Source organism: Bradyrhizobium sp. 45 (assembly GCF_023073155.1).
Taxonomy (GTDB): Bacteria; Pseudomonadota; Alphaproteobacteria; order Rhizobiales; family Xanthobacteraceae; genus Bradyrhizobium; species Bradyrhizobium canariense_D.
Map to the genome: position 1 here is coordinate 579,753 of NZ_JADPIX010000122.1, position 22,786 is coordinate 602,538.

Annotated in this window: 18 protein-coding genes; 8 read left to right on the forward strand and 10 right to left on the reverse strand. The window is 63.3% G+C overall.

From position 1 onward, the window contains the following. The first annotated feature begins 67 nt into the window (after window positions 1–67). From IVB42_RS23090 to IVB42_RS23110, 5 genes are all read left to right on the forward strand, one after another. Window positions 68–979 (forward strand): amino acid ABC transporter substrate-binding protein, encoded by a 912-nt coding sequence (locus IVB42_RS23090; protein WP_026232521.1) that lies wholly within the window; start codon window positions 68–70, stop codon window positions 977–979. A 115-nt stretch (window positions 980–1,094) separates the two neighbouring features. Further along, window positions 1,095–1,826, forward strand: a complete 732-nt coding sequence (locus tag IVB42_RS23095; RefSeq protein ID WP_026232522.1) for an amino acid ABC transporter permease — start codon at window positions 1,095–1,097, stop codon at window positions 1,824–1,826. 4 nt (window positions 1,827–1,830) lie between these two features. Then, on the forward strand, window positions 1,831–2,523 hold the full coding sequence (locus IVB42_RS23100) for an ABC transporter permease subunit (RefSeq protein ID WP_018453382.1): 693 nt from the start codon (window positions 1,831–1,833) through the stop codon (window positions 2,521–2,523). Between the two features lie 8 nt (window positions 2,524–2,531). Continuing rightward, entirely contained in the window at window positions 2,532–3,263 is a 732-nt protein-coding gene (locus IVB42_RS23105; RefSeq protein ID WP_018453383.1) for an amino acid ABC transporter ATP-binding protein, read from the forward strand. 122 nt (window positions 3,264–3,385) lie between these two features. Then, window positions 3,386–4,246 carry a D-amino-acid transaminase gene (locus IVB42_RS23110; RefSeq protein WP_018453384.1) on the forward strand — a complete coding sequence of 287 codons (861 nt, stop codon included), beginning with the start codon at window positions 3,386–3,388 and terminating at the stop codon, window positions 4,244–4,246. 158 nt (window positions 4,247–4,404) lie between these two features. On the opposite strand, the gene IVB42_RS23115 is transcribed toward IVB42_RS23110, so the two are convergent. The 3 genes from IVB42_RS23115 to IVB42_RS23125 all read right to left on the reverse strand — a co-directional run bounded on the left by IVB42_RS23115 (window position 4,405) and on the right by IVB42_RS23125 (window position 7,808). Continuing rightward, window positions 4,405–4,866 carry a carboxymuconolactone decarboxylase family protein gene (locus tag IVB42_RS23115; protein ID WP_026232523.1) on the reverse strand — a complete coding sequence of 154 codons (462 nt, stop codon included), beginning with the start codon at window positions 4,864–4,866 and terminating at the stop codon, window positions 4,405–4,407. A gap of 29 nt (window positions 4,867–4,895) precedes the next feature. Next, entirely contained in the window at window positions 4,896–6,509 is a 1,614-nt protein-coding gene (locus tag IVB42_RS23120) for an MDR family MFS transporter (protein WP_018453386.1), read from the reverse strand. 117 nt (window positions 6,510–6,626) lie between these two features. Next, window positions 6,627–7,808, reverse strand: a complete 1,182-nt coding sequence (locus tag IVB42_RS23125) for an HlyD family secretion protein (RefSeq protein WP_247299327.1) — start codon at window positions 7,806–7,808, stop codon at window positions 6,627–6,629. A gap of 275 nt (window positions 7,809–8,083) precedes the next feature. On the opposite strand from IVB42_RS23125, the gene IVB42_RS23130 reads away from it, so the two are divergent. After that, on the forward strand, window positions 8,084–8,995 hold the full coding sequence (locus IVB42_RS23130) for a LysR family transcriptional regulator (RefSeq protein ID WP_247299329.1): 912 nt from the start codon (window positions 8,084–8,086) through the stop codon (window positions 8,993–8,995). Here the strand turns inward: IVB42_RS23130 and iaaH are convergent. Then, on the reverse strand, window positions 8,990–10,414 hold the full coding sequence (gene iaaH / locus IVB42_RS23135; protein WP_018453389.1) for an indoleacetamide hydrolase: 1,425 nt from the start codon (window positions 10,412–10,414) through the stop codon (window positions 8,990–8,992). The genes IVB42_RS23130 and iaaH overlap by 6 nt on opposite strands. Window positions 10,415–10,489: 75 nt before the next feature. After that, window positions 10,490–13,939 carry an indolepyruvate ferredoxin oxidoreductase family protein gene (locus IVB42_RS23140; RefSeq protein WP_018453390.1) on the reverse strand — a complete coding sequence of 1,150 codons (3,450 nt, stop codon included), beginning with the start codon at window positions 13,937–13,939 and terminating at the stop codon, window positions 10,490–10,492. Window positions 13,940–14,092: 153 nt separating this feature from the next. Between IVB42_RS23140 and IVB42_RS23145 the strand changes: the two genes are divergently transcribed. Further along, window positions 14,093–14,548 carry an Lrp/AsnC family transcriptional regulator gene (locus tag IVB42_RS23145; RefSeq protein ID WP_018453391.1) on the forward strand — a complete coding sequence of 152 codons (456 nt, stop codon included), beginning with the start codon at window positions 14,093–14,095 and terminating at the stop codon, window positions 14,546–14,548. A gap of 103 nt (window positions 14,549–14,651) precedes the next feature. Here IVB42_RS23145 and IVB42_RS23150 read toward each other — a convergent pair whose 3' ends face one another. From IVB42_RS23150 to IVB42_RS23165, 4 genes are all read right to left on the reverse strand, one after another. Continuing rightward, window positions 14,652–15,437: a fumarylacetoacetate hydrolase family protein gene (locus tag IVB42_RS23150; protein WP_018453392.1), complete on the reverse strand. Its 786-nt coding sequence runs from the start codon at window positions 15,435–15,437 to the stop codon at window positions 14,652–14,654. Between the two features lie 15 nt (window positions 15,438–15,452). After that, entirely contained in the window at window positions 15,453–16,820 is a 1,368-nt protein-coding gene (locus IVB42_RS23155; RefSeq protein WP_018453393.1) for an LLM class flavin-dependent oxidoreductase, read from the reverse strand. 36 nt (window positions 16,821–16,856) lie between these two features. Beyond that, window positions 16,857–17,909, reverse strand: a complete 1,053-nt coding sequence (locus IVB42_RS23160) for an Ldh family oxidoreductase (protein WP_018453394.1) — start codon at window positions 17,907–17,909, stop codon at window positions 16,857–16,859. Window positions 17,910–17,981: 72 nt separating this feature from the next. Beyond that, window positions 17,982–18,158, reverse strand: coding sequence for a hypothetical protein (locus tag IVB42_RS23165; RefSeq protein WP_157642888.1), 177 nt, complete (start codon window positions 18,156–18,158; stop codon window positions 17,982–17,984). Between the two features lie 46 nt (window positions 18,159–18,204). Between IVB42_RS23165 and IVB42_RS23170 the strand changes: the two genes are divergently transcribed. Beyond that, a complete protein-coding gene (locus IVB42_RS23170) occupies window positions 18,205–22,320 on the forward strand; it encodes a GAF domain-containing protein (RefSeq protein WP_018453395.1) in 4,116 nt (1,371 codons plus the stop codon). Here the strand turns inward: IVB42_RS23170 and IVB42_RS23175 are convergent. After that, window positions 22,294–22,635, reverse strand: coding sequence for a hypothetical protein (locus IVB42_RS23175; protein ID WP_018453396.1), 342 nt, complete (start codon window positions 22,633–22,635; stop codon window positions 22,294–22,296). The genes IVB42_RS23170 and IVB42_RS23175 overlap by 27 nt on opposite strands. Window positions 22,636–22,786 lie beyond the last annotated feature (151 nt).

Genomic DNA, 22,786 nt, shown 5'->3' on the forward strand with positions numbered 1-22,786 from the left:
TCACATTCTATTCCAACCCAATTTGTGCTTGCATCCCGCCGGCATCATCCTGAAAGAGGACCAAAACGTGAAACATTTCCGTAGCATCGGCCTCGCGCTCGCCGCGACCTTCGCCGTCGGCCAGGCCGGGGCCGAGGAGCTGACCGGCACGCTCAAGAACATCAAGGACACCGGCGCCATTACGCTCGGCTTCCGCGACTCCTCGATCCCGTTCTCTTATCTCGACGACAACCAGAAGCCCATCGGCTACGCGATGGACATCTGCTACAAGATCGTCGACGCCGTGAAGAAGGAGCTCAAGCTCGACAAGCTCGAGGTCAAGCTCAATCCGGTGACCTCGGCGACCCGGATCCCGCTGATGGCGAACGGCACCATCGATCTCGAATGCGGCTCGACCACCAACAATGCCGAGCGCCAGAAGCAGGTTGCCTTCACCAACACCCATTATTTGACCGCCAGCCGCTACGTCTTCAAGAAGTCGAGTGGCCTGAAGGCGATTGACGACCTCAAGGGAAAATCGGTGGTTTCCACTGCCGGCACCACCAACATCAAACAGCTCACCGAGGCCAATGTTGCAAAAAGCCTCGGCGCAAACATCATTCCGGCCAAGGACCACGCCGAGGCCTTCCTGATGGTCGAGACCGACCGTGCGGTCGCCTTCGTGATGGATGATATCCTGCTCGCGAGCCTCGTTGCCGGCTCGAAGTCGCCCGATGACTACGTCATCTCCAAGGACGCGTTCTCCAAGCCTGAGCCCTACGGCATCATGCTGCGCAAGGACGACGCGGCCTTCAAGAAGGTCGTCGACGCGGCGACCGCTGCGCTCTACACCTCCGGCGAGGGCCAGAAGATCTACGACAAGTGGTTCACGCAGAAGATCCCGCCGAAGGGCCTCAATCTCAACACGCCGATCTCGGCCGAGCTGAAGAACGAGTTTGCCAAGCCGACGGACTCGCCAAACCCGGACGATTATAAGTAAGCTATAACCTCGATCTTTCGATCGGGATCGTGTCCGGCCATCTTGACTCCAGGATGGCCGGACATTTGCATAGGCGCCAGGACATCGATGACTGGCGCGTTCGCGCGGGGGACACGTGAACTACAACTGGAACTGGGGAATCTTTTTCCAGCCGAACCCGATGGGGACCGGCACCTATCTCGACATGCTGTTGTCGGGCCTGGTGCTGACCCTCAAGACGGGTGCGCTCGCCTGGATCATCGCGCTGATCACCGGATCGATCGTCGGCGTGATGCGCACACTGCCGTCGAAGGGAGCGTACTGGTTCGGCTTTGCCTATGTTGAATTCTTCCGCAATATGCCGCTGCTGGTGCAGCTCTTCCTGTGGTTTTTCGTGCTGCCGGAAGTGTTGCCAAGGTCCGCGGGATTGTGGCTGAAACAACTGCCGAACGCGCCGTTCTGGACGGCCGCGATTGGCATCGGGTTCTTCATGTCGGCGCGCGTCGCCGTGCAGTTGCAGGCCGGCATCGGATCGCTGCCGCGCGGGCAGAAGATGGCGGCGACCGCACTCGGCCTGACGACCCTGCAGGCTTATCGCTACATCCTGCTGCCGATGGCTTTTCGCATCATCCTGCCGCCGCTGACGTCCGAGTTCCTCAACACCATCAAGAACACGGCTGTGGCCATCACCATTGGTTTGCTCGAACTGACCGGCCAGGCGCGCTCGATGCAGGAATTCTCGTTCCAGGTGTTCGAGGCCTTCACCGCTGCGACCATCCTCTATCTCCTCGTCAACGCCGTCGTCGTGACCGCGATGCGCTTCCTCGAGCGCTGGGTCGCGATCCCCGGCTACATCACGGGGAAGTAGCGCCATGTTCAGCAATTTTGATTTCGGGGTCATCATCCGCACGCTGCCCTATCTATTCTATGAGGGCATGACGTTCACGCTGATGCTGACCGGGCTTGCTGCACTCGGCGGCCTCGTCTTCGGCACGGCGATCGCGCTGATGCGGCTGTCCGGCTACAAGGTGCTGGGCCGCATCGCGGGCGTCTATGTCGACTTCATGCGCTCGCTGCCGCTGGTGCTGGTGATCTTCTGGTTCTACTTCCTGGTGCCCTATATCGGGCAATGGGTAACTGGCGCGTCGCGTCCGATCAGTGTCGGCGCGTTCGCGTCCTCGCTCATCACCTTCATCATGTTCGAGGCCGCGTACTTCTCCGAGATCATGCGTGCCGGCATCCAGTCGATCTCGCGCGGCCAGCCGGCCGCAGCCAACGCGCTCGGCCTGACCTACGCCCAGACCATGCGCTACGTCGTTCTGCCGCAGGCCTTCCGCAACATGCTGCCGGTCCTGATCACGCAGACCATCGTGCTGTTCCAGGACACCTCACTGGTCTATGTGCTGTCGATCACCGATTTCCTCGGTGCGGCTAGCAAGGTCGCGCAGCGCGACGGCCGTCTGGTCGAAATGTATCTATTCGCAGCGATCGTCTACTTCACCATCTCCTGTATCGCGTCCTTCGGCGTTCGCCGCCTGCAGGCGCGCATCGCCATCATTCGATAGAGTTTGCCATGATCGAGATCAGCCACGTCGACAAATGGTACAGCCCGGCCTTCCAGGTGCTGACCGACTGCACCACCAGCGTCGCCAAGGGCGAGGTGGTCGTGGTCTGCGGTCCGTCGGGATCAGGCAAGTCGACGCTGATAAAATGCGTCAACGCGCTGGAGCCATTCCAGAAAGGCGACATCAGCGTCGATGGCACTAAGGTCAACGACCCCAGGACCAATCTGCCCAAGCTGCGCGCGCGTGTCGGCATGGTTTTTCAGCACTTCGAGCTGTTTCCGCATCTGAAGATCATTGATAATCTCTGCCTCGCGCAGCAGAAGGTGCTCGACCGGTCGCGCGACAAGGCGGTGGCGAAAGGCATGCAGCTGCTGGAGCGGGTCGGCCTGAAGGAACAGGCGCAAAAATTTCCCGCGAACCTGTCCGGCGGCCAGCAGCAGCGCGTGGCGATCGCCCGCGCGCTCGCGATGGATCCCATCGTCATGCTGTTCGACGAGCCGACCTCGGCGCTCGACCCCGAAATGGTGAGCGAGGTGCTCGACGTCATGGTAGACCTCGCCCATGAGGGCATGACCATGATGGTCGTGACGCACGAGATGGGCTTTGCCCGCAAGGTCGCCAACCGCGTGATCTTCATGGACCGCGGCGAGATCGTCGAGGACGCCCCGAAGGACGATTTCTTCGGCAAGCCCCGCAGCGACCGCGCGCAGAAGTTCTTGTCGAAGATTCTGTCGCATTGATCCCACTGTCATTCCGCGACGTGCCTCCTGGCGCCGGTCGGGAATGACGGGTTGAGGGTTTCGTGGCACCGACAAATCCCTTATACCAGCGGGTAATCCCTATTCCCGCCAGGAGACCTGCCTTGGATCCGATCGCCTATGTCAACGGCTCATTCGTCCCGCTTTCGGACGCCAAAATTTCGGTCCTCGATCGCGGCTTCCTGTTCGCCGACGGCATCTATGAGGTCTCGGCCGTGCTCGACGGCAAGTTGGTCGACAATGCCTCGCATCTGGCGCGGCTGGAGCGCTCGGTCGGCGAGATCAAGCTGAGGCTCCCGGAGACGGTCGAGCGCATCACCGAGATCCAGCAGGAGCTGATTGCACGCAACAAGGTCGAGAACGGCCTCGTCTATCTCCAGGTCACCCGCGGCGCCGACAAGGGCCGCGACTTCGCCTTCCCCAAGGGCGACGTCAAGTCGAGCCTGGTGATGTTCACGTCGGAGAAGGACATCATCAACGCCGCCTCGGCCAAGACCGGCATCAATGTGATCACCGTGCCCGACATCCGCTGGGAGCGGCGTGACATCAAGAGCGTAGCATTGCTGGCGCAAGTGCTGGCAAAGCAGGCCGCGGCCGAAGCCGGTGCGGGCGAAGCCTGGATGCTGGAAGACGGTTACGTCACCGAAGGCGGTTCGTCTTCAGCGTTCATCCTGACCCAGGACGACGTCATCGTGACCCGCAAGAACTCCAACGCGATCCTGCCGGGCTGCACCCGCAAGGCGGTGGTGGCGCTGGCGGAAGAGCGTCAGCTCCGCGTCGAAGAGCGTTCCTTCACGGTCGCCGAGGCGCTCGCCGCCAAGGAAGCCTTCGCCACCTCGGCGTCGCTGTTCGTCCAGCCGGTGGTTGCGATCGACGGCAAGAAGGTCGGCGACGGCAAGCCCGGCCCGATCGCCATGCGGCTGCGCGAGATCTACGTGGAGTTCGCGAAGGCGACGGCGGTTTAAGCTACCTACCGCCGTCATCGCCCGGCTTGACCGGGCGATCCAGTACTCCGTGACGGGAGTGCTGGACTCGAGAAGCCGCGGCGTACTGGATGCCCCGGTTAAGCCGGGGCATGACAGGCGAATGTATTGAGGCAGTTTGGCCTCCACACATCAGCACCTCACGCCACCGATGCCTTCACCTTCACCGGATGAACCGCACGGAACGCGATCGCGATTCGGTTCCAGGCATTGATGGCGCCGATCAGCATGGTCAGGTTCACCGTCTCCGCGTCGGAGAATTGCGGGCGGACCTGCTCGTAGACGTCATCAGGCGCGTGCGTCTCGGAGATCAGCGTCACTGATTCCGTCCAGGCCAGCGCCGCGCGCTCGCGGTCGGTGTAGAGCGGTGATTCGCGCCAGGCGTTGAGCAGATAGATGCGCTGCTCGGTCTCGCCGCGCTTGCGGGCGTCCTCGGTGTGCATGTTGATGCAGAAGGCGCAGCCGTTGATCTGTGACGCCCGGATCTTGACGAGCTCGATCAACGATTTCTCAAGGCCCGTCGACTGGATCTGCTCTTCCAGTGCCATCAGCGCCTTCATCGTGTCGGGTGCGGCCTGGTAGAAATTCATGCGGGGTTTCATGGTCGTTCTCCTTGCTGGCTGGGTTGACGTCAGTGGGCGCCGCCGGCCGAGGCGTGGCCGGCCTTCTTCAGGAAGAGGGTGGCGATCAGCGCGACGATCAGGGCCACGCCGAGCAGATAAAAGGTGTCGCTGAAGGCGAGGATATAGGCCTGCTTCTGCACGATATGGCCGATCGCAACATAGGCGCGATGCAACGCGTCCGCCCGATCGAGAATGCCGTGATTGACGAAGTATTGGGTGAGCTGTTCCAGCCGCGTCCGCGTCGCCTGCTCGAACAGCGAGACTGACTGCATCAGCACGTTGGAGTGATACTGCTCGCGCTTGGTCAGCAGGGTCTGCAACAGCGCGATGCCGACGGCGCCGCCGAGGTTGCGCATCATGTTGAACAGGCCGGAGGCCGAGCCCGCGTTCTCCGGTTCGATGCCTGAGGTCGCCACCGCAGACAGCGGCGCCATTACCAGCGCCTGGCCGATCGCACGAACCACATTGGGCCAGAGCAATTGATCGGCGGCATAGTTGCCGGTCATGTAGATGTTCATAAAGTTGGAGGCCGCGAACAGGACGAAGCCGACGCCGATGATGAGCCGCGCATCGAGCTTCTGCATCAACCGCGGGACCAGCGGGATCAGCACCAGCTGCGGCAGGCCGGTCCAAGCCAGCACCATGCCGATCTGCTCGGCATTGTAGCCCTGGATGCGGGCCAGATATTGCGGCAGGATGAACACCGAGCCGTAGAGCGCGATTCCCAGCAGGAAATTCGCGAGCATGCCGAAGCCGAAATTGCGGCGGACCAGCAGACGCAGGTTCAGGAGCGGCTTCTTCACGGTGAGCTCGATGATCAGGAAGGCGCTCAGCGCCACGGCCGCGATGACGGACAGCTTGACGATGAAGGGCGAGCCGAACCAGTCGTCTTTGTTGCCTTCCTCGAGCACGGTCTGCAGCGCCGACAATCCGATCGCCATGGTGATGATGCCGGCCCAGTCGCCGTCGCGCAGCAACGACAGCTTCATGGGCTTTGCATCGAGCGCGTACCAGAGCATGCCGACCATGATCGTGCCGGGGACAACGTTGACATAGAAGATGTACTGCCAGCCAAAATTCTCGGTGAGATAGCCGCCGATGGTCGGGCCGATCGCGGGCGCGAACGTCGCCGACAGCGCGAACAGCGCAAGGCCCACGGGTTGCTTGGCGCGCGGCAGCAATGTGATGATGAGTGTGAACGCCATCGGAATCAGCACGCCGCCGGTAAACCCTTGCACCGCCCGCAGCACGATCATCTGCGGCAGGTCTTGCGCCAACGCACAGGCGGCTGACAGGACCAGGAACAGGACCGCATTGGTGAGGAGATAGATGCGGATCGAGAACACCTGCGCCAGCCAGCCGGACAGCGGGATCACCACGATCTCCGCGATCAGATAGGAGGTCGAGATCCAGCCGCCGTCATCAATGCCGGCGCCGATCGCGCCCTGGATATCGGCGAGTGAGGCATTGACGATCTGGATGTTCAGCACCGCCATGAAGGCGCCGAGCGTCGCGCCGATCACGGCGATCCAGGTCTTGGTCGAGACGGCGGGCGTTGCGGGGGCCGCGACGGGAGCGGGGATATCGGCCGTGGTATTAACGGTCGGTTGGAGCGTGCTCATGGAAGCCTCGTCTCGGTTACGGAGACAGGATGGATCAGGCAGTTCGTTTCGATAATCGACCAAGTTTGGGAAGGATCATCCGGTAGGACTTGATAGTCCCGCCGGACCTTTCCGGCTTCAACCGCCGTTCGGACGGGCCGCGTTGTCGGCGAGATGCTTCGCCGTCTCACGCTCGGCCAGCACGGTCTGCTTGGTGTCGACGGTCGGCACCGCGGACATGCCGGGGCGCAGCAGGCCGGTCAGGCTGTGGTCGTCGAGCACGATCTTCACCGGCACCCGTTGCACGATCTTGGTGAAATTGCCGGTGGCGTTGTCGGGCGGCAGCAATGCGAATTCAAGGCCGCTCGCCGGCGACAGGCTGTCGACATGGCCGCGCAGGGTCTGGTTGCGGAAACTGTCGACGTGCAGCTCGACCGGCTGGCCGGCGCGGACATGTGTGAGCTGCGTCTCCTTGAAATTCGCCACGACATAGACCGCATCGAGCGGCACCACCGCCATCAATTGCGTGCCGGCCTGCACGAACTGTCCCACGCGCAGTGAGCGGGCGCCGACCGTTCCGTCGACCGGCGCGGTAATCTCGGTGTAGGAGAGATTGAGCGTCGCCTGCTCCGCGACCGCACGCGCATGTTCGAGCTGGGCAGTAGCCTGCGCGCGCTGGGTCGTGAGCACGTCGACCTTGCGTTGCGCGGCCACGAGGCCCGACCTGGCATGTTGCAGTTGCGCGTTGCTGGCGCGCAACGCGGCGTCAGTCTGTTGCGCGCGCTGAATCGTGCCGGAGCCCGACTTCATCAGGTCGTCGTAGCGGGCGCGCTCCTCCTGCGCAAATTTCAGATTCGCGTCCGCAGCAGCGACATCGGCTGTGCTCTGCTCGATGATCGGCTGCTGGAGTTCGAGCTGGGCGTCGAGGTTCCGCACTGCCGCTTCCGCCGCAGCGACATCGGCGCGGGCCTGATTGAGCGCCGCCTTGAAGTCGCGGTCGTCGATCTTCGCCAGCAGCTGGCCCGCTTTGACCTTTTCGTTGTCGCTGACCAGCACCTTGGCGATGTAGCCCGAGACCTTTGGCGCGATGATCGTGGAGTCGGCCTTCACATAGGCGTCGTCGGTTGTCTCGAGATAACGGCCGTTGACCCAGTAGTCGTGTCCGTAATGGACAACCGCAGCCGTGCCCGCAAGGAACGCGAGCGCCAGCGCCGCCCGCCGGACCGTATTCCGGGCGGGACCACGCACCGGCGCCGTCGGGGTAGCTTGCGGTATTTCAGTCGCTTGCTGAAAGTTTTTGGTGCGGGGCATCTCGGACATGGCAGTCTCCTTCGGCTGACCCAGACTATCGGTCTTCCTCGTCCGATCGATAATCAGCGAAATGCCGAAAGGATTATCCGCTGACAGTGGATAGTCCCGGGATCTCGCCTTGGCCCGTATGATCTATCGAGCCGGAGGTACGACTGCCCCAGAGCGATTGCCGCGCCTGTCGAGGGATTGCGGCTAACGCATCCGCGCTGCCCGCAGGAGCGGTTTGATGGATAATCGGACGGAATTCCTTGCGATTATCTCTCAAGAGCGGATAATCAGTCGGCATGGACCGATTGACCAGTCTCGAAGTCTTCAGCCGGGTGGTCGAGACCGGCGGCTTCTCTGCAGCAGCCCGCAAGCTCAACATGTCGACCACCATGGTGAGCAATCACGTCCAGGCGCTGGAAGACCGGCTCGGCGTGAGGCTGCTTCAGCGCACCACGCGCAAGGTCAGCCTCACCGACATCGGCAAGGCCTATTACGACCGCTGCATCCAGATACTCGCCGAAATCAAACAGGCCGACGATATCGCGAGCGAATTGCAGTCGGTGCCCCGCGGCACGCTACGGATCCACGTCGCCACGCACATGGTGCCGTTCGTTGCGCCCGTGGTGGCGAAGCTCCTGTCGTCCTATCCGGAGCTCAAGATCGATCTGCGGATGGGCGAGGCCGAAATCGACCTCATCGAAGAAGGCTATGACGTTGCTCTGCGCATGACCGCGCCGCCGGATTCGAGCCTGATCGTTCGCAGCCTCGCAACCTGGCGGCACGTGCTGTGCTGCTCGCACGACTACCTCGAAAGGCACGGTCGCGTGCAGAAGCTCGATGAGCTCACCGCGCACAATTGCGCCCGTCACTTGAATTATCCGTTCGGCGAAGATTGGCGCTTCTTCGATCGCAAGGGCACGCCGGCATCGGTGCGCATCTCCGGCAGCTTTATCACCAACAGCGGTGAGGCCTTGCGAAAGGTGGCGCTGGAAGGCGCTGCCGTCTGCCTGATGGCCGGTTTTCTCGTCCAGGGCGATCTCGAAGCCGGTCATCTCGTTCGCCTTCTGCCCGAATATCGTCCCGTCGAGATGTCGATGAACGCGGTCTATCCGCACCGGCATCATCTGTCGGCGAAGGTCAGGACCTTTATCGACATGCTCGTGCATCACAGCGCCGAGCAGCAGAAGCTGATCAATCCCTATTCATGAGCGGGGTGGCGCCGGCAGCCGTCCGAACACTTTTTCAAGCGCCATGCCGAGCGCAAGCAGGCGGCGGTCGCTGCCTGCAGGGCCATCCAGCTCGAGTCCGATCGGAAGTTTGCTGACCGCGCCGAGCGCAATCGGGATCTGGATGCCGGGAATGCCGGCATTGCTGCCGGGATCGGTGTTCTGGATGAACAACCCGAAATTCTCGAGGCTGCTGGAATCCGGATTGGAGGCAATGGCGACGCGCGGCGTGGTCGGGAAGGCGATGGCATCGAGCCGGTTGTCGGCGAAAGTCCTGCTGTAAAGCACCTGGAGCGCGGGGCGTGCACTATTGATCGCGGCGTCATAGATCGGCTTGGCGTCAACCAGCGTGCCATCGGGGGCAGGCAGTTTGCGCGGGATCACCAGGCCATCATAGGTGCCCTTGACGTCGGCGCTGGAGATGTCCCTTGCCATCGCCTCGATGCTGAGGCCCGTGCCGGTGTGGTCCAGATAGGCGACCAGATCGTCATAGGCTTCGTACAGCGCGACCGGAAAGCTGACCTGGCCATTGAACTCGGCCAGTTGCGGCATTTCGATCTCGACCATCGTGACACCCTGCGCTTTCATCTTCGCCACTGCTGCCTGGAAAGCGGCGTTGGTGTCAGCGTCGAGATTTGTCAGCATCGACCTCACGATGCCGATTCGCATCTGCTTCAGATCGGCCGCCTGAACGGCTTCGCCACCTGCTATGACGCGGTCGAGGAGTTCGACATCCGCCGCGGTCGCCGCCATCGGGCCCGCGGTGTCGCGGGTGTGCGAGATCGGCGCGATGCCAGCTTGCGGATAGCGTCCGACCGTCGGACGCAGCGAGGCACATCCATTCAGTGCGGCGGGGACCCTGACCGATCCGCCAGTGTCGGTGCCGAGCCCGCCCGCGACGATCCGCGCGCCGATCGCGACGCCCGTTCCTGAGGAGGAGCCGCCCGCGATCAGGGTGCGGTCATAGGCGTTGCGCACGCCGAACTCCGCGCCGGTCTTGAATGCGGTGTTGTAGCCGGAGATGCCGAAAGCGAGCTCGTGCATGCTGGTCTTGCCGATGATGACCGCGCCCGCCGCGCGCAATTTTGCGACCACCGGCGCGTCGGCCCTCGGAACGTAATGCTTCAGCGCCGGCGTTCCTGCGCTGCAGGGGAGCCCCGTGACCTCGATATTGTCCTTGATCACGATGGGAACACCGCCGAGCGGCTTGTCCTTGTTGTCGTTCGCGTCGAATGCGGCCGCAGCCTTCAGAGCGCCGGCCTCGTCCAGGGTGACGAAGGCATTCAGATCGGCATTGGCCTTGGCGCGGGCGAGAGCTTCCGTCGTGAGCGCGGTGCTCGTGACTTTTCCGGCGCGGAGGTCGGCCACAGCCTGGGTCAGGGTCAACTGGTCGAAATCCATGAGGCGTCACCCGGTTGCAGGAGCGCCATCAGGGCGCCCCTCGGCTCCAGAGGCTGAAGTCTCGTCGGCGCTCCGTCAACCGTAGGCGCGCATCCTTGCAGGTGATGGCGCATTGAGCTCGGCGAACAGCCGTTCGACCTCGGCCTTCACCTTCCCGATCGCGGCGTCCTTAACCGGCCCGTAGCCCCGGATATCCATCGGCGCTTTTGCAATGGCGACCAGGCTTGGCAGTTGCGCCGCGTCGAGTCCGCCGAGCAGCCGTTTGATGACGCCATCGTACCAGGTGATGAGTTCCCGCTCGGCGCGCCGCTCCGCCGTGTAGCCGAACGGATCGAACGGCGTCCCGCGCAATCCCTTCACCCGCGCCAGCATGGCGAGCGGCATCTGGATCCACTGTCCGAAGGCGTGCTTGCGCGGACGTCCGCGGGCATCGCGCTTCGACGGCAGGAACGGCGGGGCAAGGTGATATTGGATGCTGAAGTCGCCTTCGAATTCGCCTTTCAACTCGTCGAGGAAGCCGGTCTGCATGTGCAGGCGCGCCACCTCGTACTCATCCTTGTAGGCCATCAGCTTGAACAGGGCGTGCGCGACCGCCTGGGTCAATGCCTCGCTATTCAGGCTGGCTTCGGCATGGCGAACACTTGCAACGCGCTCTCGATAGCGCGCTGCGTAGGCATCGTTCTGATAAGCCGTGAGGAAGTCGGCGCGGCGGTCGATCAGCTGGTCGAGCGTCTCGGCCTTCGGCGCTTCGTCCACCTTCGGCAAGAAGTCGGGATCGGCGGCTGCAATCCGGCCCCAGGCGAAAGCCTGCTTGTTGCTTTCGACCCCGACGCCGTTGAGCTCGATCGCGCGCAACAGCGCCGACAGCGAGACCGGCAGCAGCCCGCGCTGCCAGGCAAAGCCCAGCATGACGATATTGGCATAGACGGCATCGCCGAGCAGGCGCTCGGCCAGCGCATTGGCGTTGATGGTGTCGAGATTGCCGTCGCCGATCACCTGGCCGATCGCACGCAGGCGGGCGGGTGAGGCGAGATCGGCGTCACGGAAGCGGACGACGTCGCCGGTCGGCATCTCCGCGGTGTTGACCGCGGCGCGCGTACCTTTTCGATAGGTGCCGGACGCCTTCGGCGAGGAGCTGACGACGAGGTCGCAGCCGATCAGCGCATCGGCCGCGCCCTGGTCGATACGGACCTGGTGCAATGCGTCGGGGGATGCGGCCAACCGGATGTAGCTCAGCACCGGCCCGAATTTCTGCGCAAAGCCGGTAAAATCCAGCACCGAGACACCGTTTCCTTCGAGGTGGGCCGCCATGCCGATCAGCGCGCCGACCGTGATCACGCCGGTGCCGCCGACGCCGGTGACGAGCAGATCATAGGGACGGTCGAGCGTTGCGGGCGCGGGCAGGGGAAGCGTGGCCGCGTGGCCGACCGCGTCGATCCGACTCGCGCCCTTCTTCCGGCGCCTCGCGCCCTCGACGGTGACGAAGCTCGGGCAGAACCCGTTGAGACAGGAAAAGTCCTTGTTGCAGGATGAGAGGTTGATCCGGCGCTTCCGGCCGAACGGCGTCTCCTTGGGCTCGACGCTGAGGCAGTTGGATTCGACCGAGCAGTCGCCGCAGCCTTCGCAGACGAGATCGTTGATATAGGCGAAGCGTTTGGGATCGATCATCTGTCCACGCTTGCGGCGACGCCGTTTCTCTGTCGCGCAGGTCTGCTGATAGATCAGCACCGAGACGCCGGGAATATCGCGCAGCTCGCGCTGCACGCTGTCCATCTTCTCGCGCGGATGGAGGGACACGCCGACCGGAAGATCGCCTGGCGGAAATTGCGCCGGATCGTCCGACACCAGCGCGATGCGCGCAACGCCCTCGGCGCGGACGCTGTGCGCGATAGCGTGGACGCTGATTGGGCCGTCGACGGGTTGGCCGCCGGTCATCGCCACGGCATCGTTGAACAGGATCTTGTAGGTGATGTTGGCCTTGGCGGCGATCGCCTGCCGGATCGCCATCGAACCCGAATGATAATAGGTGCCTTCGCCCAGATTCTGGAACACGTGCTTGTTGCCGGTGAAGCGTGACGAGGCGGCCCAATTCACGCCTTCGCCTCCCATCTGGATCAGGGACGATGTCTCGCGGTCCATCCAGCTGGCCATGAAATGACAGCCGATGCCGGCCAGCGCCTTCGAACCCTCGGGCACTTTCGTCGATGTATTGTGCGGGCAGCCCGAGCAGAAATAGGGCGTACGCGTCGCACCGCTGACGTTGATCGTGCGCGAGGCCTCAGGCATCAAGCCGGCTGCGCGTGCGGCGAGATTGAGGCCTGGGAACATCGGATCGAGACGGCGTGCGAGCACCCCAGCGAGCGCACGCGGTGACAATTCGCCGATCCAGGAGATCAGCCGCGCCCCTTGCTCGTCATGCTTACCGACCATGCGCTCGGGTTTTTCGCCCGGATAATCGTAAAAATATTCCTTGAACTGGCTTTCGATGATGCCGCGCTTCTCCTCGACGACAAGGATCTCGCGCTTGCCCCTCACGAACGCCATCGCGTCATGCAGCGCCAGCGGCCAGACCATGCCGACCTTGTAGATGTCGATGCCGATGCTGCGGCAGTCCGCTTCGTCGAGACCCATCAGCCGCAGCGCTTCCATCAGATCGAGATGGGCCTTGCCCGTGGTGACGATGCCGTAGGTGGCGTCCGGGATGTCGTAGATGTGACGATCGATCGGATTAGCCTTTGCGAAGGCGTAGACCGCGTGCTTCTTCGCCTCCAGCCGCTCCTCGATCTGCGGGCCGGGCAGATCGGGCCAGCGATAGTGCAGGCCGCCGGGTGGCGGCGTGAAGTCTGGCGCGTGGAAGGCCCGCGGTGGGCGCAGCGCGACGGACGCGCCGGATTCCACGATCTCAGAGATCGCCTTGAAGCCGACCCACATGCCGGTGAAGCGGCTCAGCGCGTAGCCATATTCACCGAATTCGAGATATTCGCTGACGCTTGCGGGGTGGAGCGTCGGCATGAACCAGCTCATGAAGGCGACGTCGGACTGGTGCGGCATCGAGGACGAGACGCAGCCATGGTCGTCGCCGGCGACCACCAGAACGCCGCCATGCGGTGAGGAGCCGTAGGCGTTGCCGTGTTTCAGCGCATCGCCGGAGCGATCGACGCCGGGGCCCTTGCCGTACCAGAGAGCGAACACGCCATCGACCTCGCGGTCGGCTTGCGTCTCGACCTGTTGTGAGCCGAGCACGGCGGTCGCGGCAAGATCTTCGTTCACTGCGGGGAGGAATTCGATGCGGTCCCGCTTCAGTCGCTCGTGGATGCGCCACAGCTCGAGGTCGATCCCGCCGAGTGGCGAGCCGCGATAGCCTGAGATGAAGCCCGCCGTGTTCAGCCCCGCGGCACGGTCGCGCCGCACCTGGTCGAGCGCGATGCGGACGATGGCCTGCGTGCCGGTGAGGAAGACGCGGCCCCGTTCGCGATCGTAGCGGTCGGAAAGCTCGTAAGGATCGAGAGACGAAATGGCGGCCATGCGGACCTCCCCACGGCATCCTTGCCGGATGGGAGAAGGGTAAGCCTGGGCAACTGGTAGGTCTTACCTTTCTTTCCGAATGGCGTACCTATTATGGTAGAGTTATCCAAAACGATCTACGGGAAGGTAGATTAATCCATTTTGGTGGTTTCCATGATCGAAGACCAGGACGCGCGGATTCTCGCCTATCTTCAGAAGGACGGCCGCGCCACCAACCAGCAGCTCGCCGACGCAGTCGGCATGTCGACTTCGGCATGCTGGCGCCGGGTGCGCGCGCTGGAGGAGAGCGGTGCCATCCGGGGCTATGCGGCCCTGGTCGCGCGCGAGCAGGCCGGCTTTGCGATGTCCGCGATCCTCCACGTCTCGCTGGAACGGCACGACGCAAAATTCGTCGACGAGTTCGTCGCGCGGGTGACCACGCGGCGTGAGGTGCTGGAGTGCTTTGCGACCACGGGCGATGCCGATTACCATTTGCGTGTCGTCGTGCAGGATATGGCGGCGTACAACAGATTCCTCGACGACTTCATGTTCCGCATTCCCGGCATCCGCTATGTCAGAAGCAACGTGGTGCTGAAGGAGATCAAGACGGGCGTCGCGCTGCCGTTTTGAGCTTGTGCTGAGGAGGCCGCGTAGCGGCCGTCTCGAAGCGCGACGCCACAACCGGGCCTTCATCCTTCGAGACGCTTGCTTCGCAAGCTCCTCAGGATGAGGATCACCGCTCCTCCCGCACGAACCTGTTCCGCAGCGTGCCGATGCCGGTGATGTCGATCTCCACGACGTCGCCGTGCTTGATATCAGGCGAGGCACCATCCGTGCCCATCCAGATCACATCGCCCGGCCATAGCGTAAAATACTTGGTCAGCTCGACTAGGAACGGCACCACGCCAAAGATCATGTCGTTGGTGTGGAAGCGGTTGGTCTCCTTGCCGTTGACCCGGACGATCGTTTCCATCTTGTCGAGGTCGGCCTCGGTCTCGATCCACGGGCCCATCGGCTTGAACGTGTCGGCGTTCTTCGAGCGCCACAGGCTGCGGTCGGCCTTCTGCCAGCTGCGCTCGCTGACGTCGTTGCCGATGGTGTAGCCGAAGACGCAATCCATCGCATTCTGATTGGTGAGATGCTTCACCTTCTTGCCGATGACGACAACGAGTTCGCCTTCGTAGTGGATCTTGTCCGTCGCAAAGGACGGGATCGCGACGTCCTCGTCATGCGCAATCAGCGCGTTTTGCGCGCGATAGCCGATCTCGGGGCGGTCGGGGACAGCAGGCACTTCGCCGCGCTTGTCGGCGGCTTCCTTCAGATGCTTGAGGTAATTCAAGCCGACGCAGTAGAAGGTGCGCGGAATCAGCGGCAGTTCGATCTTGACCTGCGAGAGCTGATACGTGCGCGAGGTGCGTTGCCATTCTCCGAAGGGATCGCCCTCGATCGCGATGACCTGGTCACCCTCGACGATCCCCCAGGACGTCTTGTCCGCAGCGGTGAATTTCAGCCAGCGCATGCCGTGTCTCCGTTGTTATTCCGCGGCATCGCGCGGCTGCACTTTCCAGTCGCCGGCAGCCGGCCGCTTGAGCCCGAGATTTTCCCGCAGCGTCTTGCCGCGATATTCCTTCTGGAACAATCCGCGCCGCTGCAATTCCGGGACGATATGTTGCACGAAATCGGCATAGGAGCCGGGCACATAGGTCGCGGCGATGACAAAACCGTCGCAGCCGCGCTCAACGAACATTTCTTCGAGCTTGTCCGCGATCTCCTTGGGACCGCCGACCATCGCATCCTGGACCTGGCCGCGGCCGGAGAAGGTGACGAAGTCGCGCGCGCTCGGATTGCTTTTGCCGGAGTTCTTGAGCACGCCGTCGCGGATGCCCAGAATGCCCTGCATGCTCTTCAGCTCTGCAGTCGTCAGCGGCTCGTCGAGATCCTTGGAGGCGAAATCGTAGTTGAGCGCTTCGGCCAGCAGCGACAGCGCGTCGATCTGCAGCGGCAGCTTGTTGATCAGCGCCATCTTGTCTTCGGCCTCGGCTTTGGTCGCGGCGCAAACCGGTGTCGTCAGGTTGCAGAGGAACATCGCCTCCGGATCGCGGCCGGCTTTCGCGGCCTCGTTACGCACCGACGCATAGCCTTCCTTGGCGGCGGCGAGATTGCGTGCAGCGGTGAAGATCACCTCACCCCATCGTCCTGCAAAGCGCTGGCCGCGGCCGGACGCGCCGGCCTGGATGATCACGGGATGGCCCTGGTCGGAGCGGGGCACCGTGAAGGGACCGCGGGACTTGTAGAATGGGCCCTTGTGATCGAGCCGCTTCACCTTGGCCGGATCGGCAAAGCGGCCGCTCGTCTTGTCCATGATGAGCGCGCCGTCTTCCCAGGTGTCCCAATGGCCGAGAACGATCTCCATGAATTCGTCGGCGCGGTCATAGCGGGCGTCGTGCTCGGGATGAGAATCCCGGCCCATGTTGAAGGCCTCGCCGTCATTGAGCGAGGTCACGACGTTCCATCCGGCGCGTCCGCCCGACATCAGGTCGAGCGTTGCGAAGCGGCGGGCGATGTCGAAGGGCTCGAAATAAGTCGTCGAGCCGGTCGCACCCAACCCGAGCTTCTCCGTCACCATGCCCATCGTCGTCAGCACGATCAGCGGATCCATCTTCACGCAGCGGATGCCGTATTCGACGGTGTGGGCGTGATCGTTGCCGTAGCGGTCCGGCATCGCCAGCCGGTCGTCGAAGAAGGCCATGTGGAACTTGCCGGCTTCGAGGATTTTGGCGATCTCCTGATAATAGTCCGCCGACATCGAATCGTCGCGCGAGTCCGGATGTCGCCACGAGCTCGGCAAATTCGTGCAGTTCTGGGCCTGAAGGAAGCCGACCAGTACCATCTGCCGCGTCATGCTGCTGTTCTCCGAATTGCGTCAGGCCGAAATCCGTCAGGCCAGGTCGAGGACCGTGTCGAGCCTGTACTCGCGCGCCAGCGCGCGCAGTTTTTCCCAGGTCGCATCCTCGATCTCGATGCCGTCGCGCAGGCGCTGCTGCTCACGCAAGCCCTCGATCTCACCGGGATAGAACACGCCCTTGCTGCCCTCGGAGGGCGGGGTCGATTTGAGATAGTGTGCGAACTCGGCGACCTCGCGCTTGAAATCCTGCAGCGGGCGAAACGCGGCGACGTTGAACACGGCCATGAAGCAGCCGTCATTGTGCCGGCCCGTGGGCTCGACGCCGAAACCGAGGCCGGTGAGCAGGCCGCACAGGACCTCGACCATTGCGGCGAGGCCGCTGCCCTTGTAGCCCTCGGTGCCGCCGAGCGGCAGCAGCGCGCCGCCCTTGCGATACTGGGTTGGATCGGTAGTGTGCCGTCCCTCGGCATCGATGATCCACCCCGGCGGGATTTCCTCGCCGCGGGCGACCGCGAGCTGGATCTTGCCGGCCGCGACCGCAGAGGTCGCCATGTCCAGGTAGAACGGCGCATCGAGGTCGGACGGCACCGCGATCGAGATCGGATTGGTGCCGAGCCGTGCCTCCTTGCCGCCGAATGGCGCCACATGCTTCGGCGAACGGCCGGAATCCGCCGTTGCGATCCCGATCATGCCTTCGCGCATTGCCATCAGCGGATAGGCGGCGAGGCGGCCGACATGGCTTTGCCGGAACACGGTGCAGGCGGCGACATTCGCCGTCTTCGCTTTCTCGATCGTCAGCGCCATCGCCTTGGCGTTGACGTGGAAGCCAAAACCCCACTGGCCGTCGATCACGGTCGTCGTCGGCGATTCCTGCACGATGGTCCATCTGGCGCCGGGCACGATGTGGCCGGCCTTGATCCGGTCAACATAGGTGGGAATGGCGATCACGCCGTGGGAATCGTGGCCGGCGAGATTGGCGTTGACGCAGCCGTTTGCGACCGCGTCGGCCTCTTCCTCGGAAGCCCCGGCAACCCGAAGCAGCGCTGCGCTGATGCGCGTGAGGCGGTCGGCATGGACGATCGGCATGGCGCTTCCCCGGCATGGTGCCCTTAACAGGCTGCTTGTTGGGCGCCATGGTCTCAAAGCGCGGCTGCGATATCAATCTCCTGTAAACCAATACAGGGCTGCAAATTCGCAGCGAGCAGGGCCGTCGGGCGAAGATTCGTCCCGCGCGGTGGCATTTTCGACAGATTGGCGCAGGTCGTTCGCAGCTCGTTCACTTTGATCGATGGTTTGCAGCGCGCAATAACGACCACTTAGGCGATCGCCGGTCATAACGTCATCCGGGAAAAAAAGGCAGAAATGCCCGGGAGCTGAGATCGTGCCGACGACACTCGCGCGCACCTTTGCGGCGTTGAGCGCCATCAACGAAGCGATCCTCTACGCGAAATCGCCGGATGAGCTGTACCAGAAGGTCTGCGACGCCGGGTTTGCGAGTGGAGACTTCATGGCCGTGGCCGTGTTCCTTGTGGAGCCGGATGGCCATAAGCTTCGCTTTGCCGCTGGTCGCGGCGATGACGTGGCGCGGCTGAGCGCGATCGAGATCACCACGCAGGCTGGCACGCCGGAAGGCTTGGGCGTGGGCGGCGAGGCGTTCCGCAGCCAGAAGCTCTGCATCAGCAACGATTTCCTGAACGATCCGCGTTCGCTGGCATGGCGCAACGGCGCGGTGGCGGCGGGTGTCGGCGCGGCCGCGGCGCTACCCCTGGTCTGCATGGGACGCAGTATTGGGGTGTTGTATGTTACGCGGTCGGGCGCCGGCTCGCTCGACGAGGCGATGGTCTCGTTGTTCGAGCGGATGTCGGCCAATATCTCTCACGCGCTGGAGAGCTTCGCGACCGAGGGAGCCCGCCTGGATGGCGAGCGGGCAGTGCGGCGGCTCAACCGCATGTTCGGCGCGCTCAGTGCGACGAACGAAGCAATTCTGCAAGCCAGCACTGAGCTGGACTTGTACCAGCGGGTCTGCGACGCCGCTGTTTATAGCGGCAAATCGCTTGCCACTTTCGTTCTGCTGCACGAGCCGGATTCCGAATGGCTGACGCCGGTGGCAGCGACCGGACATAATCTGGATCTGATCAGACAGTCGCGCTACTCGATTGATCCGGAGAGTCCCTACGGCAAGGGCATCTCCGGCGAGGTGTTCCGGACCCAGCAAGCGATCGTCGAGGACGACCTCGTCAATCGCACCAAGGGGACCACCTGGGAGCAGGCCAACGTCAATGCCGGCGCCGTCGCCTGCGTGGCTGCTCCCTTGATCAAGCGTGGCACCAGCATCGGCGTGCTGTTTTTCTTCGTGAGCAAAGCCTGGGCGAAAGACGAAGGCATCGTCGCATTGTTGCTGCGCATGACCGAAAACGTGTGCTTTGCGCTCGAGAACTTCGACCGCGACAAGGAGAAGGCCCAGATCGCCTTGGAGGAGGATCGGCTGGCGCGTATGTACGCAGCGCTAAGCGCGACGAACGAAGCCATTCTGCGGGCAAGGTCGCGCAGCGAACTGTTGGATCTGGTTTGCGAAGCCACGGTGCACGGCGCCAAGTTCGCCTCGACCTCCATTGCATTGCTTGACCGCGATGCGGGACTGCTTCGTGTTGTTGCGTCCTTCGGACCGAACGCCGAGGAAGTGCGATCCTTCAGGCTGTCGGTCAGCGACAAGGAGCCGGAAGGACGAGGGCTGACCGGCACCGCGTTCCGGACGCGGCGGCCCTGTATCAGCAACGACGTCCTGGCAGACGCCCGCCTCAAGCCTTGGCACGCCAGCGCGCGTCGCAATGGCATTAGGTCCTCAACCGCGATGCCGCTATTCAACGGCGACAGCGTCGAAGGCGTATTCCTGTTCAATTCGCCCGAGTGCGGCACTTTCACGGACGAATTCGTCGAGCTATTGCGCAAGCTCCAGGCCAATGTCGCCTTCGCGTTGGAGAACTTCGACCGTGCCGACGAGAAGGCGAAGGCCGACAGGCAGCGTGACAGGTTGAGCGGCATGTTCGAGGCGCTGAGCGCGACGAACGAGGCAATCATGCGCGCCAAGACGCGCGAGGAGCTGTTCGAAGGGGCGTGCCAGGCAGCCGTGCTCGGCGGCGTATTCGCCTCGGCGACAATCGGCATTATGGACGACCAGCGTGAACTCGTTCGCGTGGTCGCCGTGAAGGGGCGCCTCCAGGAGCGGATGGTGGGACGCACCTGCTTTGTTTCCGCCGACCATCCTGAGGGTCGCGGAATCATAGGGATGTCGCTGCGGACCCGCGGGCCCAGCGTCATCAACGACTATCTCCACGACCTCCGAGCGGCGCATTGGCACTCTAAGGCGATCGAAGATGGAACGCGAGCGGCTGCCAGCTTCCCGCTGCTGCGCGCCGGCCAGGAGCCGATCGGCATTCTGCTTTTCCTCGCGCCGGAAGAGAATACGTTCACACCCGATATGGTCGAGTTGCTCGGGCGCCTCGCCGAGAACGTGTCATTTGCACTCGATAATTTCGATCGCGCCGAGGAAAAGGCCCGCAACGAGGCGCGGACGGAGCGTTTGGCTCGCATGTTCGCGGCGCTGAGCGCGACCAACGAGGCGATCATGCGGGCGAAGTCGCGCGCCGAACTGTTCGACCTCGTCTGTCTCGCCGCATCGAACGGCGCCAAGTTCACCTCGACCACCATTGCGCTGGCGAGGGTCGATAGCGATCAGCTGGAGATCGTGTCGAGCGCCGGACCGTCGTCTGACACCACGCGCAATGTCCGCCTATCAATCGACCCCGAGCGCCCCGAGGGGCGCGGAATGAGCGGCACGGCGTTCCGCACCCGCCAGCCCTGCATCAGCAACGACTATCTCAATGACGATCGCGTTCGCGCCTTTCATTCCATTGTCCGCAACGACGGCGCGCGGTCGGGCGCGGCTTTTCCCCTCGTCGCACACGATCGGGCCGTCGGCGTCATGATCTACATGTCGACCGAGCCCGGCACCTTCACGGCCGAGTTCGTCGAGCTGTTGCAGCGCCTCGCCGACAACGTCTCCTTCGCGATGGAGAATTTCGACCGGGCCGACGAGAAAAACCAGGCCGACGAGCGAATCGAATACCTCGCTTCGCACGACAGCCTGACCGACCTGCCGAACCGCGAGACCTTCAACGGGTTGCTGCATGAGGCGATCGACGAGGCGCAGCGCCACGATCAGCGCTTTGCGGTGCTGTTCATCGACCTCGATCGTTTCAAGGTCATCAATGATTCGCTGGGCCACGAGGCCGGCGACCTGCTCCTGCTCGAAGTGGCCAACCGGCTGCGTGGTGCCCTGCGCGCAAGCGACGTGGTGGCGCGGCTCGGCGGCGACGAGTTCGTAGTGATCCTCGATCAATGCGGCGAGGTCGACGACGTCCAGCGCATCGCGACCGGGCTGCTGACGGCGCTTGCCGAGCCCATGGAGCTAGCGGGGCACGAGTGCCACACCACGGCCTCGATCGGCATCGCGATGTATCCGACCAACGGCTCCGACGTTCAGATGCTAACAAAGAACGCCGACATGGCGATGTATCTCGCCAAGGAAGATGGCAAGAACGGCTATCGCTTCTTCTCCAAGGAAGTGAAGACGCAGTCGATCGAGCGGCTGTCGTTGGAGAGTGCGCTGCGCCGGGCGCTGGAGCGGAATCAGTTCACTTTGAACTACCAGCCCAAGGTGGACATGGAGACCGGCCAGATCACCGGCGTGGAAGCCCTGCTGCGCTGGAGGCATCCCGATCTCGGCAGCATCTCGCCGGCGCAGTTCATTCCGCTTGCCGAGGAGACCGGATTGATCGTGCCGATCGGCCGCTGGGTGGTGAAGGAGGCCTGCGCGCAAGCCATGGCCTGGCAGCGCCGCGGCCTTTTGCCGGTATCGATGGCGGTCAACCTGTCGCCGCGCCAGTTTGTCGACGAGCATCTCTTGCAGGACGTCGACGAGGCGCTCGCCGCAAGTGGAATGTCGCCGGTGCTGCTCCAGCTCGAAGTCACCGAGAGCATGATGATGCGCAACGTCGGGCGCGCGCTCAAGGTGCTCGACGCCATCCAGAGTCGCGGCATCCGTCTCGCCATCGACGATTTCGGCACCGGCTATTCGTCGATGTCTCTGATGAAGCATTTCCCGATCGACACCATCAAGATCGACCGCTCCTTCGTGCGCGACCTGCCGCAGGATTTGGAAGACCAGGCGATCGCGCAGGCGATCATCAGCATGGGCAAGGCGCTCGGCATGACCGTGGTGGCGGAAGGCGTCGAGAATGCCGAACAGGAGGCATTCCTGCGCGCCCATGGCTGCGACGAGATGCAGGGCTTCCTGATCTCCAAGCCGCTGCCGGCGCGGCAGATGGCCGAGCTGCTGCAGCCCATGGAGCTGCCCTACGCGCCGCCGCTCCAGCCGGAGCCGGACCATGCCGCCACCGCGGCCGCGGCGCTACGGTTGAAAAGCGCTGTCGTCTGACGGCTGCGGGTGCAGCTCGCGGGCGTCGTCTTCCTTGATTTCCGCCTTGCGCGGAAAATCATCCGGCCAGGTCGGCGAGGTTTGCTTGGCGAACAGGGCGAGCAGGGCGTGCGCGCCTTCGGCAAAGCTCGAGTCGTGGCTCAGACCGAGTTCAGAACACCACGCGTGTGGCATCGGCTCGTGCGCGTCGAGCACCGCCATTGCCGGACCCCACCACCAGGCCGGCGCTGGCGATCGTTCGCCCTCCGGTACGGCCTGCCAGAGGACGAGCTCGTCCATCATGCGCTCGAATTGCAGGTTTGCGGCCTGATGCATTCGTTCCGTGCTCCCTTGGGTCGCGCCTGAAAGCAGGCCGATGCGCGGACTCGATCGTGGCCTTCGCTGTGAAAAGCTGGCTCGCGCAATTGGCTGAGCCGATTGTGCCGCTTGTGTCGGCGGCCATACAAAACACGCGGCGGCCGGGAAA